Source organism: Mesorhizobium sp. M0011 (assembly GCF_040324155.1).
GTDB lineage: Bacteria > Pseudomonadota > Alphaproteobacteria > Rhizobiales > Rhizobiaceae > Mesorhizobium.
Genome location: NZ_JAMYVQ010000026.1, coordinates 53,423 through 66,113, shown reverse-complemented (window position 1 = coordinate 66,113; position 12,691 = coordinate 53,423). Strand labels below are relative to the sequence as shown.

10 protein-coding genes are annotated in these 12,691 nt (G+C 62.3%); 3 read left to right on the top strand and 7 right to left on the bottom strand.

The window, feature by feature from the left end; translation table 11 throughout:
* Both NKK51_RS24525 and NKK51_RS24520 read right to left on the bottom strand, forming a co-directional pair.
* Positions 1–2,544 (bottom strand): AAA family ATPase, encoded by a 2,544-nt coding sequence (locus NKK51_RS24525; protein WP_352554863.1) that lies wholly within the window; start codon positions 2,542–2,544, stop codon positions 1–3.
* A gap of 865 nt (positions 2,545–3,409) precedes the next feature.
* Positions 3,410–5,392: a BTAD domain-containing putative transcriptional regulator gene (locus tag NKK51_RS24520; protein WP_352442416.1), complete on the bottom strand. Its 1,983-nt coding sequence runs from the start codon at positions 5,390–5,392 to the stop codon at positions 3,410–3,412.
* A gap of 151 nt (positions 5,393–5,543) precedes the next feature.
* Between NKK51_RS24520 and NKK51_RS24515 the strand changes: the two genes are divergently transcribed.
* The 3 genes from NKK51_RS24515 to NKK51_RS24505 are packed head-to-tail and all read left to right on the top strand — an operon-like array spanning position 5,544 to position 8,199.
* Positions 5,544–6,542: a DMT family transporter gene (locus tag NKK51_RS24515; protein WP_352554862.1), complete on the top strand. Its 999-nt coding sequence runs from the start codon at positions 5,544–5,546 to the stop codon at positions 6,540–6,542.
* Positions 6,526–7,356, top strand: coding sequence for a hypothetical protein (locus NKK51_RS24510; protein ID WP_245273307.1), 831 nt, complete (start codon positions 6,526–6,528; stop codon positions 7,354–7,356). The genes NKK51_RS24515 and NKK51_RS24510 overlap by 17 nt, the downstream gene beginning before the upstream one ends.
* A 30-nt stretch (positions 7,357–7,386) precedes the next feature.
* Positions 7,387–8,199, top strand: a complete 813-nt coding sequence (locus NKK51_RS24505) for a DUF1194 domain-containing protein (RefSeq protein WP_502902487.1) — start codon at positions 7,387–7,389, stop codon at positions 8,197–8,199.
* Between the two features lie 103 nt (positions 8,200–8,302).
* On the opposite strand, the gene NKK51_RS24500 is transcribed toward NKK51_RS24505, so the two are convergent.
* From NKK51_RS24500 to NKK51_RS24480, 5 genes are all read right to left on the bottom strand, one after another.
* Positions 8,303–8,605: a DUF982 domain-containing protein gene (locus tag NKK51_RS24500; protein ID WP_352442414.1), complete on the bottom strand. Its 303-nt coding sequence runs from the start codon at positions 8,603–8,605 to the stop codon at positions 8,303–8,305.
* Positions 8,606–8,743: 138 nt separating this feature from the next.
* Positions 8,744–9,730 (bottom strand): ABC transporter ATP-binding protein, encoded by a 987-nt coding sequence (locus tag NKK51_RS24495; protein ID WP_127397497.1) that lies wholly within the window; start codon positions 9,728–9,730, stop codon positions 8,744–8,746.
* A gap of 8 nt (positions 9,731–9,738) precedes the next feature.
* Entirely contained in the window at positions 9,739–10,698 is a 960-nt protein-coding gene (locus NKK51_RS24490; RefSeq protein ID WP_013531724.1) for an ABC transporter ATP-binding protein, read from the bottom strand.
* Positions 10,695–11,666, bottom strand: coding sequence for an ABC transporter permease (locus tag NKK51_RS24485; RefSeq protein ID WP_023813929.1), 972 nt, complete (start codon positions 11,664–11,666; stop codon positions 10,695–10,697). Before NKK51_RS24485 ends, NKK51_RS24490 begins: the two co-directional genes overlap by 4 nt.
* Positions 11,666–12,682: an ABC transporter permease gene (locus NKK51_RS24480; RefSeq protein ID WP_352554861.1), complete on the bottom strand. Its 1,017-nt coding sequence runs from the start codon at positions 12,680–12,682 to the stop codon at positions 11,666–11,668. Before NKK51_RS24480 ends, NKK51_RS24485 begins: the two co-directional genes overlap by 1 nt.
* Positions 12,683–12,691 lie beyond the last annotated feature (9 nt).

Genomic DNA, 12,691 nt, shown 5'->3' with positions numbered 1-12,691 from the left:
TCACGCTACTTGCCGGAGGTTTCGGCGACGGAGTGCCTCGAGTTCGTCGATCTCGCGCACCGCCGAGATCAGCCCAGCCTTGACGAGCTCGGCCCGCGTGGCGGCGAGGATGTGCCGCATGGCGATCTCGGACGATTTGTCCGCAGCCGCGGCAAATGCCGCACGCACCGTGATCTGCCTGATGTTACCGCCGGTCACATCGACCCGTCGCGCCAGAAACCCGAAATCGACATCCTCCGAGACCGGTGTCGCGCGGGGCAAGCATTTGCGCCAGATCTGCTCACGTCCTTCTGCATCGGGACTGGGAAACTCGATGACGAAACGGAACCGGCGCAGGAAGGCCTGATCAATGTTCTGGCGAAAATTCGTGGTGAGAATCACCAGGCCCGAATAGGCCTCGATACGCTGCAACAGGTAGGCGACGTCGATGTTGGCATAGCGGTCATGCGCGTCCTTGATCTCACTGCGCTTGCCCAGGATTGCGTCTGCCTCATCGCAGCAGAGGACAGCGTGGGATCGCTCCGCGTCGGTGAAAACCGCGTCGACGTTCTTGGCCGTCTCGCCGATGAATTTACTTTCGAGAAGCGAGAGATCCACTTGATAGACATCGGTATTCAGGGCATGTGCGATCGCCTGTGCGGCAGTGGTCTTGCCGGTGCCGCTCGGCCCATGAAACAGGGCCGCGATGCCACGTCCGCTTGGCATGTTGGCGGCAAAGCCCCAGTCGTTCATCACCCTCGGGGCATGCACGACATTGCCGACTAGCTCGCGCAACTGCTTGTGCCACTCGGCCGGAAGCACCACGTCGTCGAGCGTGAAGGTGGGCACGATGCGCTTGGCGAAGCGCGGCATGTCCGGGCTTGCGACATGCCGACAGGCGGCCGCGACAGCGTCGTATTGCGCATCCGGCGTCGTGTCGCCTGCCCCCTGCAAAGCCGCGAGCCGAACCGCATCCTCGATGTTGCCGAGCGCCATAGGAAAGGAATGGCCAAGCCGCACACATGAATCGGCCGACAATGCCAAGCCGGACTGGGCTGCTGCGGTCGCATATGTTGCCACCGTCGCCGACGCAGCCGGCGCGTCGCGTTCGAATACCGCGACGACTTGCGCGTGCAACAGGCCGATGAAGCGCCTTGCATCGCTGGTGATCAGGACAGCAGCTTGTGGCAAGGACCGCGTCACCCGCGCCAGCGTCGCCATTGCGGTGTCGCGATCTAGGCGAGCGTCGTCGATCTCCGCGTCGATCACCGGGCTTGCATTGAGCAGCATCGCCGCACGGGCAATGCGAGCCGCCATGCCCGCCGCTTCCTCGGGAAGTACGGAAGCCAGCGACTGGAGCGAAACACGCAGTAGCGGCGGCCCGCCCCGCGACGCAGCAAGCTCGGTCAGCGCGCGCCAGCCGTCGCTGTCAGCACCGCCGAGTACGAACCAGCGGCCATGCTGATCACTCGACGCAAGTCCAGCTGCCAGGCGGTCCGCGAAGCCAATGTCGAGAGGGTCGGTCAGCAGGCTAGCGCCGCGCCATGTCTCGGCGCGGCTTGTGGCGCGCACCGCCGCGTCGTGGAGCAACGCGTTCGGATCGCCTAGCAGCCATTGGGCAACGCTCGGATCTACGCGCAGCACGTCGTCGCCACGCGGCAGCTGCGCGCCGCAATCGAGCAGGTGCCAGCGCGTCAGTCCACCAGCTCGTGCCAGCGTGGCGCGCACGGCGAGCGGTTCGCCCAGCATGCTGCAGGCGAGCGCCAGCGTCGGGCCGCGGCGCGTCATGTCGTCATTGAAGGAACCTATGACCCGGTGATACCTGACATCAAGATCGGGCGCGAGGCAAAGCAGCAATATCCTGGTTTCGATATCCGACAGACCCAGCTGCCGGCGGAGGCGCACAAGCGGCTCGTCATCATGTCCGGTCGTATCGAGGGCGACGAACAGGCGCTCGGCCGCCTCGCGGGTCGCGTCGTCATCCGCCGGACAAACTGCCGAAAGCGCCAGTTCGATCGACGTGTTGGCCCGTGATAAGCCCGCAACCTCGCCATCAGCGATGGGGAACCGCCGGTTGTATTGGCCCAGCACGGCGCGGATCCATTCGACAGCAAGATCCATCACCTCGCTTCGTGCCAGAATCGGCACAAAGCCGCAGTGGTCCTCGAATCGGCCTGACGTGCCTGCGACCGCCTGGTACTCGATCGCACGAAGCGCGCCGCTGCCGCGGTCCCTCGCCAGCGCCATCAAGGTCGACAGCAACTGGTCGACGCCGACGCTCTTCAGATCGAAGCGTACGGCGTCCGAGCCGATGACGATGTGCGAAATGACAATGCCCGCGTGCCGGCCGAGCAGAGCATCGAGAGCGACGGCGTCCATGTCCCCGACGATGATCAGCACGTCAATGTCGTGCGCCGCTACGCCCAGCACCGTCTCTATCGAGGCGAGATCCAAAACGTCGTCGCCGACAAGCTCGAACTCGGGCGACTTCGTCAGCGCGTCGGCGATCAATGCGGCGAGAAGATCGCTGCGCGATTGGGCAAGAGCTACTCGAATGGCGTTCATCGACGACCAGTGACATTGAGATCACCCACAGAGTGCAGGGTCCTTCCGTGGGTTTGTATCCTTCTCGCCAGCCGACACCTGGATCACTAAACCAAACCAGCATGCCGATCGTTTCCCGATCTTCTGGACGTCTGCTGCATCGACCGTTTCTGGATCGAAAGATCGCCCAGGCGGCCATCCACGACTTCGCGAAGTCGTGCCGGCACGGCGTTTGACAACGCGTCGATAACGCAAGGCCGCCTGGCAAAGAGGCGAAGCTGGCCGCAAGAAGGTGACGACAAAGGGCCAATGCATAGCAATCTGCTCGAACGACGCCGTGCGCACCCGGAAAGGCAGTGCTGTCGCTAGAACGGCTAAAGGTCGCGCCACATCAGCCGAGGCACAGACGGCTGATGATGGTTGCGGCGGCGAACATCCGAGTGGGATTGGCGACCGACGCCTGCAAAAGACGCCTCAAGAGGCCCTTCGGCGGCCCTATCGCGTGAACGAAAAGGGAAGAGAAGGGGAACTTTCGTGTGCAATTTTTGCACACGATCACCCGTAACTATTTGATTTTGATCACTTGTTCGTCCCATCCATCATGGGGGCTATGGCTATCCTAAGCCTTTGATAATCTTGCATCTTTTATAGCTTCAATAAGTTGGACACGCGTCGAGTGAACGCTATCACGTGCCATGACAAGCCCCCGCCGCAAATCGGCCGGATGACTGGCCGGCGCGACGGCGTGCGGCGCCGAATACCTCAATCGCAAGGTAGCTTATAGGTCGACCTGACCGGAATTGCCAACGCGTCATCTGCTTTCGATGCCTGGGCGGAGGATGGAACCCTCCAGTTTCGTATGATGGTGTCTGCGCCAAAGATGTGGCTAGGAACTGGGAAGGCCAGCCCTCGACAGCATCTCAAGGAACCGGGAATGGTGATGATCCTTCACATAGCGCGGCACAAAGCCAGGGCAGACATTGCTCAGATTGAGATGCGGAAGTTGTGACAGGCAATGGTGGATGGCTCGGGACGCTTCTTCGTTGTTCCCGGTGGCCGACGCGGTCGCGGCCCAATAAAGGGCACCGCGAACGAAGCCCGGCTTTGTCCTGACCACTTTGCGGGCGGCTTCGAGCGCCCGCTGGTTGTCTCCGCCAGCGAAGAGCGCCACAACCAGGCCGTGGTGGCGCCAGAAGTCGATCACATCGTGCGTTCCGAGCCGGATTGCTTCGTTGGCCTCGCGCACCGCTTCGTCGACCTGTCCGCGCAACGCAAAGAGCATCGAAATATCGCCGTGGCCAGTCGGGTAGCTTGGGTTGAGGCTGATCGCGTGGCGGCATTCGGCGATCGCCTCGTCGATACGACCGCAACTTTCGAGAGCGAACGACAAGATACATCGGGCAATTTCATCGTCCGGCACCGCGCGCACCGCAGCTTCCGCAAGCTCGACCGCACGCTCGATCACCCCTCGCTCCCGAGGCAGCGCACCAAACGCCACGCCCATGGATATTACGATCGAGAGCGTCCGCTTTGCACGAGCGTTGTCGGGACCTATCGAGAAGGCCTTCTCGGCAAGCTCAATCCCGATCAAAAGTGAGTCCCGAGTCATCTCAAAATATTTCATGAGGGCTTCGTTGACCAGCCTGCGCACTTCAGGGGTCCCCGGCGGGCTTTTGTCTCGAACCTTCCAGTTGGTCAGTTGAAGTTCGAGGATCACGGCAAGAACAACAGACTGTGCGATCCTGTCCTGGAATTCGAGCGCGTTCTCGGAGTGGCCGTCGAACTTCTGGGCCCAGACGTGGTGGCCGCCGGCGGCGTCGACGAGCTGGACATTTACCCTCAACCCATTGCCGGATCTCTGGACGCTGCCGCTGAGCATATATCGCGCCCGGAGTGTCCCTGGCGTCTTGGCTTCTTCGCCTGGGCCGCTCTTCTCGGGCGGAAGCGCGGCGAGCACGACATAATCGGCCACTTCGGAAAGGGCCGTCGTGATGTCCTGGACAAGTCCCTTGGCGAAAAAGTCGTCGCCTTGCTTTCCGGTCAGATTGACGAAGTCGGCAACGCTGATGGACGGACGCCCAAGGCGCTGGCTGGCCGGAACACCACTTGTCGACTGCACATTTGAAGCGTCATCGGCGGCAAGCAACAGAGATTGCCAAAGCGCCCGCGTTTCAGTGCCGGCTTCGACGCCGAACTCCTTCTTCAGCATGCTTCTGCAAGCTTCGTATGTCCTGATTGCCCTGTCGCGTTGCCCGCATGCGAGCAGCAATTCCATCTTGAGCCGATAGGATTCTTCCCGTGTCGGTTCCATGCTCAGAATACGATCGGCCAGGATCAGCCCGGCATCGGGGTCGACGAGACGGGCCAGTTTTTCGAAGGACTCAAGCGCGCGGCCGAGCAGCCTGTCGCGTTCCGATGTGATCCAGTCATCGAACGCATTGCTTCCCAGATAAAGCCCGTCGAGGAAGGGCCCGGTGTAGTTCGCCAAGGCCTTCGCGAGGTCCTGAGCGGAACGGGCCGAGAGACCCGTTTCGAACTTCTCCACGTCGATTTGAAAGGCCTCTGGCCTCAGGGCGATCAGCTCACCGCTGGAATGGATGAGATCCACCCCTTCTCGCGCCAGATCCTGGCGCAGGACACTGAGGGCTTGCCGAAGGCTGTTGCGCGAATGTTCGCCGTCACTGTCGCCCCATAGGAGGTCAGCCAGCCTCTCCCGCGTCGCCGCCATGCCCGGACACCGGGCCAGATAGGCGATGATTGCCGGCCCTCGTTTCCCGGTCAGCCGAAGCGGACCGGCCGTTTCATTTTCAATCCGGAAACCGCCGAAGAGTGAGATTCTATTTGCAGCGCCCCTGTCCTCACTTTGCATTTGCTATCCCAGCCTGACGAAATCCTAACTCAAAACTAACGCTTCGCAACAGTCGGCCTTCGCGCTCAAGCGCTGCCGTAACGGCAGGCTGTTTAGGCTTTGCTAAATTAAAGTGACCAAGTCAACGAAAGGCTTGGTTCGAGGGGGACGCGTGTCCAGGACAAGAGCCAATTTGCTGCTGCTATTCGCAGCCGCTTTGTGGGGCTTCGGCAATGTCTCGCAAAAGATGGTGCTTGTGCATCTCGACGCGCTGAGTGCGGTGGGTCTGCGCTGCCTGATCGGCGGCCTGCTTGTGTTGCCCTTTGTCTTGATGGAGAGGCGGCTTCCGCTCGGGCCGGACTATTTTTCCAGCTTGGCCAAGGTGTGCGCGCTGTTTGCCATCTCCATCACGCTCCAGCAGCTTTGCTATATCAGTGCCTCCGTCACCAATGCGAGCTTCCTGGTCAGCACGGCAACGGTAATGACACCGCTGGCCGCCTGGTTTCTCATAGGCGAACGTCCGACGCCGAGTCTCACGGTCGCCGCCGGGCTGACCGTTGTTGGAGCCCTGCTGTTGTCGGATGGGATTGCCGGGTTCAGCAGCGGCGATCTCACCGCTGTCCTCTCGGCTGCCTGCTATGCGCTCTGGGCAGTCGAGCTGGGCCGGCACATGCAGGTGCATGCGCGGCCGTTCACCGCAGCCGCGACACAGTTCTTCGGCGCCGCAGCCTTCGCCCTGCCGCTCGGCGCAATGCAAGGCAATCTGTCGTTGGCCGCCGCATTCGCAGCCGGCCCGGAACTGGCGATCCTCGGCGTGTTCTCCACTGCGATTGCCTTCGGCATACAGACGGTTGCCCTCCACTTTACGCCGGCCAGCCACGCCGCCGTGATCGTCAGCGCAGAAAGCGTTTTCGGGGCGCTGGGCGCGGCGATCTTTCTCGGCGAGCGGAGCTCGTCCGCGAGCGCATTGGGTGCCGCCATCATTCTGGGTGCGATCCTGTCCGTGGCACTGTCGAACCGAGCGCCGCAGGCACGCACGTCCTTGCGAACCGCTTCGGTTCAACCCTCCGACGGGGCCCCTGCCTTTGCAGCTGCCGCCGCAAATTGGGCAGGCGATCGTCACCCCAACAATTCAGGTCCAGTGGAGGAATGTGATGACCCTTGCCGGTGATGCGAAACCTATTCCGGCCCCGGCTGCCGCCCGACACGGGGCCAGTGGCGTCGATCAGCCAGGCGGCGGTGGCCTTGCCGATGGCGGCAGGACTTGTCGTGGGGGCGCAGTGATGGACGCGCGGACGATCCTTCTTCCTATCGCACATTTGGTTTCGGCGCTTCGCGCCCGCATGAAGGGACCGGGCGGCTATTACAACAGCGGTAACGCGCTCGGCCTCATTGTCGGTCTCGCGATCCAGATTGCTACCGCGCCGGTCGGCTTGCATGAGGGAAGCAGCGTCACCATGGCGGTGATCGAATATTTCGCCGGCAGCCATGGCACTGTTGCGCTGACCTTGACCACCCTGGTCTTCTTCTGGGGCGGCGAGGCCTATCACCGGGCCTGGGCAAGGCCGGATGCTCCCGATCCCACCCTCAACCGTCTGGGCGACTTCCTGTCGGGTCTGGGTGCGATCGGACTCGGTATTGCCCTGTTGCTGCTCGGCGATCCATTGCTTGCGGCGACCTCTGGCCTGCTCCATGCCCTGGGCAAATTCGGCAGCACCTTCCACAGGCCCGGCACGCCAATTCCGATGTGGCCGGCCGCTTGGCCCGATCCGTTCCGCAGTGCGGTGCTCGCCAGCCGGTTGCCGGCAATGCTGGCGACGACCGTCGCCCTCGGCCGAGCTCTGCCGGAGGTCTGGTCGGGCGGGTCCTTCGCGGCACTCGCCATGCCGCTGACCTTGCTCGGCTGTTATCTTTTGTGGACCAAGGCCGATCTGCTGCTGTTCGGGGTGGGTGCCAAGGCGCCCCGCCAAATTTCCACATGTTGAGCTCGCTTTTTGAAACGACCGGATGTCGAGATGGAGAATGACATGTTTGGCAGTGTATATCATCAGGACGCCGCCCCCCTATCCTTTCGTGAACGGGTACGGACGAAAGGTTGGGGCATTCTGACGCCGGTCAGTTCAATCTCGAGAGTGACAGGAATAGTCGCAGCTTCGATGTTTTGGGCGATCTCTGCCCATGCCGCGAACGTTGACGTCGCCATCGTGTTCGCGGTCGACTTCTCGTCGTCGATCGATCCAAAGATCGCCGATATGCAACGCGAGGGACATGCCGCGGCACTCACCTCGCCAGAGATCATCGCCGCTATCAGCCGGAATTACGTTGGCTGCATCGGCGTTGCCTATTTTGAATGGTCGAGCCCCGGACACGCACGCGTCGTGCTGCCCTGGACAAGCATCTGCGGACTGGAAGATGCCAAAGCGGCGGCAGCGGTGATCAGCAGGAAAGGCGATACCGGCTTCATCCGCAGAGGGCGTGGCGGAACATCCGTTTCCTCGGCTATCGACATCGGCAGTCTCCTGCTCGACCGGTTCCCGGGAAAGGCGGCCAAGAAAGTCATCGATATCTCTTCCAACGGCGAGAACAACGACGGGCTTCCCGTCCAGCCGAGCAGGTCGAACGCCATAGCCAAGGGATATACGATCAACGCCATCGCCATCCCGACGGAGGATGAGAATCCCGGCGAACCTCTGGCATCCTATTTTGCCAAATCGGTGATTGGCGGTTCCCAAGCCTTCGTCATGACGCCAAAGGGGCCAGACGACTACACCATGGCGCTTCGCCGCAAGCTCGTGACCGAAGTAAGCATGAACGACCGTCCGCTGTGAAAGTGTGCCATGCAGGACGAACTTTCGATGCGTCAAACCGAGCGCGGCACAAGGTCCCGCGCCTTGCAGCGCGGGACCTTGTGGGGACCGTCAGGACAACAGCCTATCGCCGCAACGCGTGTACGCTTGCCTTGCTTTCGCCGGGCACCGGCAACGCCATGTCGTCATCGAGAAGACGCGTGATGCGGGCAAAGCCGGTGAACGCTTTCCTTGCTTCCTCGGCCGACATCTGGCCCGACAAGGCGGCCGAGCAACAATTCAGCGCGCACTGATAAACCGGACCGCGCCGTCCCGTCGGCCATTTCCGCAAGAACATCATGGCTTCGGCAACACTATCGATTTCTTCCAAAGGGTGTCCCTGCCCGCGCGAAATCCGCACGGGCGAAAAGAAATGCAATTGATCCATCGCTTCCTCCCGGTCGACCGCAATGCGCTCGATCGAACCCCACCAAACGCGCCAATAGCCAGTAGGTTCCAGGCAAAAATGGAATTTTTTAGAAATCTGTCAGGCGAAGGCGATCACCCGTGCGGTGGTGAGTGTCGCCTACATCGTGGGGAAGTGGCAGGCGACTTTGCGACCGGGCCGGTATTCCCGTAACTGCGGCCGCTCCGAACGGCAGCGCTCCGCCGCGATCGGGCATCGGGGATGGAAACGGCAGCCGGTTGGAGGGTTCAGCGGGCTCGGTACGTCGCCGGTGAGGATGATGCGCTTGCGCGTCCCACCGGGCGTCGTCTCCACGACGGGAACCGCCGAGATCAGCGCCTGGCTATAGGGATGGGCTGGTGCTGCAAACACTTCTTCCGCCGGCCCTTCTTCGACGATCGAGCCGAGATACATGACCGCGATGCGGGTTGAAACCTGACGTACCACAGACAGGTCGTGGGCGATGAAGATGTAAGTGAGGTTGAGCTTCTCCTGCAGATCGGCGAGCAGGTTGACGATTTGCGCCTGCACCGACACGTCGAGCGCAGAGACGGGTTCGTCCAGGACCACAAGGTCCGGATTCAATGCAATAGCCCGCGCGATGCCGACGCGCTGGCGTTGTCCGCCGGAAAATTCGTGCGGAAACCGCATGACGTGATCCGGCAGCAAGCCGACAAGGTCGAACAGTTCCGCCACGCGTTTGGTGATCTCGCTCGACGAGAGCCTGCCATGGATGCGCAGCGGCTCGGCCACCAGGTCGCCGACGCGCCGGCGCGGATTGAGCGATGCCGACGGATCCTGGAAAACCATTTGCAGGCGCCGCCGCAGCGGCCTGAGTTCAGACAGCGACTTCGAGGTGATGTCGTTGCCTTCGAACAGAAGCTCGCCGTCCGATATGTCGTAGAGCCTCACCAGACAGCGCGCCAGCGTGGACTTGCCGCATCCGGATTCGCCGACCAGCCCAACCGTCTCGCCGCGCCACACGGTCAGGGAAACATTGTCGACCGCATGGACGGTTCGCTTGCCCTCGGCAGAAAAGCGGCTGCCGATGGAAAAGCGCTTGCCCAGCGAACGCGTCTCGAGGATTGGGCGGTTCTTGTCGATCATCGGTCCGCTCATGCCTGTGCCACCCTGAAGCATGCCGCGGCATGGGTGCCGCTCCCGAGATCGGGCTTGCCGGCCTCGCAGGGTTCGTAGTGAACTGGACACCGCGGACCGAACGCACAGCCCTGCGGCAGTCGCAGCAATGATGGCGGCGAACCGGGAATGGCCGGCAGGCGCCGTGGTTTTTCGCCGGTCAGCGGCGGGATCGAACCCAGCAGCGCGCGCGTATAGGGGTGTCGCGGATCGGAAAACAGCTCCGCGCGACTGCCGCGCTCCACCACGCGGCCGGCATACATGACCATGACCCGGTCGGCGAGTTCGGAGACCACGCCCATGTCATGCGTGATGAAGACGACCGCCGACTTGTGCGTCGCGCGCAGCTTGCGCACCAGATCGAGAATACCGGCCTGTACGGTGACGTCGAGCGCCGTGGTCGGTTCGTCAGCCACCAGCAGCGCCGGATTGCAGGACAAAGCCATTGCGATCACCGCCCGTTGACGCATGCCTCCGGACAGTTGGTGCGGGTAGCGCGACATCGCCTCGTGCGGGTTCGGAAAATTCACCTCGGCCAGCAGTTCCTCGACGCGCTCCATCGCCTTGGACTTGCTGATGTTGCGATGCGCGCGGATCTGTTCGGCGATCTGCCAGCCGATCGTGTAGACAGGCGTCAATGCGGTCATCGGATCCTGGAAGATCATCGCGATCTCGTTGCCGCGCAGCCGCCTGAGTTCGCGTGCGGGCAGTCCCACGAGTTCGCGGCCCTTGTAGCGGATCGACCCTTCGATGGTGGCGTTGGGATCGGTGATGAGACCCATGACGGCCAGCAGCGACACGGTCTTGCCGGAACCGGACTCACCGACGACACCGAGGATCTCGCTCTCCTCGAGGTCGAAGGAAACGCCATCGATGGCCCGCACCAGGCCATCATTTGTGCGGAAGGAAACTCTGAGGTCGCGCACCGACAGTATCATGATGTCCTCAGGCGCGGATCGAGAAGGATGTAGACGAAATCGACGACCGCATTGGCGATAACCACGAACATGGACGCATACATCACCGTCGCCATGATCATCGGCAGATCGAGATTCTGCAGAGCGTCATAAGTGAGCTTGCCGATGCCGTGCAGCCCGAACACCACCTCTGTGAGCAAGGCCGAGCCTCCCACCAGCGCGCCGAAATCCAGGCCGAACAGAGTGACGAAGGCGATGAGCGACGTGCGCAAGGCATGGCGCAGCAGGATGCGGGTTTCCGACAGCCCCTTGGCCCGGGCCGTGCGGATATAGTCTTCCTGCAGCGATTCGATGATTGCCGCGCGCAGCACGCGCCCGTAAATGCCGATATAGAGAATGGACAGTGTGATCCAGGGAATGACCAGGGTCAGAAACCAGCCCTTCGGATCGTCGGAGAAATTCTTGTAGCCGAGCGGTGGCACCCAGGAGAACGCCCAGCTGTCGTGGTAGCGGCTCTGGGTGATCAGGTTCATCACTTCGCCCAGCCAGTACACCGGCATCGAAATACCGAGCAGCCCCAGCGCCATCAGCAGCTTGTCCAGCCAGCTGCCGCGCGTGGCGGCGGCGGCGATGCCGATGATGATGGAGACGACCACCCACAGGATCGCCGCTCCGAATACCAGCGAGAGTGTAACCGGGATCGAATCCATGACCGCCGGCACCACCTTCCAGCCACGATTGACGAAGGAGGTCAGATCGCCGGTGACGAAGATCTTCTCCATCATCGTCACATATTGCACGTAGAGCGGCCGGTCGAAGCCGAAGCTGTGGCGTACCGCCTCCAGCACTTCGGGCGATGCATTGCGGCCGGCGATGCGCGCCGCCGGGTCGGCGCCCGGCGTTGCGAAGAAAATCAGGAAGACGATGACCGAGATGCCGAACATCACGAACAGCATCTGGCCGAACCGGCGCAGGATTGCGTAGATCATCAGTCGCGCCCCAGCCGAACCTTGGAGCGCGGGTCGAGCGCGTCGCGCAGGCCGTCGCCAAAGACATTGAGCGCCATGACGGAAACCGCGATCGCCAGCCCCGGCACCAGCGCCACCAATGGCCTGGTGTAAAGCAGCGCCTGTCCGTCCTGGATGATGGTGCCCCAGCTCGCGGCCGGCGGCTGCACGCCGATCGAAAGGAAGGAAAGGGCTGATTCCGTAAGCATGTTCAGCGCCATCATCAGCGGCACGAAGACGATGAGCGTGGTGGTGACGTTGGGCAGGATGTCGCGCCACAGGATGCGCCATCCCGGCACGCCCAGATTGATCGCGGCCAGCACGAACTCGCTTTTGCGCAGTGCCAGAACCTGCCCGCGTACTGGGCGGGCTACATAGGGCACGTAGACGACGCCGATGATAATGACAGGCAGCCACAGACTGCCGGACTCGATCTGGATCGGTCCGATCGTGATGCCATGCGCGATGGTGACGATGGAGAGCGAAATCGCCAGCAGATAGATCGGGAACGCCCACAGTATGTCGAGGAACCGCGATAGCACCGTGTCGGTGACGCCGCCGAAATAGCCGGCGATCAATCCCGCCGCCGTGCCCAGGATCAGGGTGAAGATGGTGGCTGCTCCGGAGATCAGCAACGAGCTCAGCCCGCCATAGAGCATCCTGGCCATGACATCGCGCCCCTGGCTGTCGGCGCCGAGGAAATAATTGCCCAGCCGCCAGGTCGGGCCGAGCGGTGTGTAGCCAAGCCCCAGCCCTTCCGTCGATTGTTCCATCACCGGAACGTCGGCACCGTCGATCTGGATGACGGCGTCGAGCGTCGAGGCGAAGGGATCCACGCCTGCCCATTTCGCATAAAGAGGCGCACTGAGGCAGGCAAGGACGATGAGGAGGAACACGGCCAGGGACGCCATGGCAGCCCCGTCCGTTGCCAGCTTCGCAAACGCGACGGCCCAGGGCCCTCGCGTCTTGCGCGGCATGGTGACAGCTTGGTTCGACACGCGCGTGCC

Coding starts and splice junctions, on each gene's coding strand:
- NKK51_RS24525 (WP_352554863.1), bottom strand. CDS start 2,544: ATGAACGCCATTCGAGTAGCTCTTGCCCAATCGCGCAGCGATCTTCTC.
- NKK51_RS24490 (WP_013531724.1), bottom strand. CDS start 10,698: ATGATACTGTCGGTGCGCGACCTCAGAGTTTCCTTCCGCACAAATGAT.
- NKK51_RS24520 (WP_352442416.1), bottom strand. CDS start 5,392: ATGCAAAGTGAGGACAGGGGCGCTGCAAATAGAATCTCACTCTTCGGC.
- NKK51_RS24495 (WP_127397497.1), bottom strand. CDS start 9,730: ATGATCGACAAGAACCGCCCAATCCTCGAGACGCGTTCGCTGGGCAAG.
- NKK51_RS24485 (WP_023813929.1), bottom strand. CDS start 11,666: ATGATCTACGCAATCCTGCGCCGGTTCGGCCAGATGCTGTTCGTGATG.
- NKK51_RS24505 (WP_502902487.1), top strand. CDS start 7,387: ATGGAGAATGACATGTTTGGCAGTGTATATCATCAGGACGCCGCCCCC.
- NKK51_RS24500 (WP_352442414.1), bottom strand. CDS start 8,605: ATGGATCAATTGCATTTCTTTTCGCCCGTGCGGATTTCGCGCGGGCAG.
- NKK51_RS24510 (WP_245273307.1), top strand. CDS start 6,526: ATGACCCTTGCCGGTGATGCGAAACCTATTCCGGCCCCGGCTGCCGCC.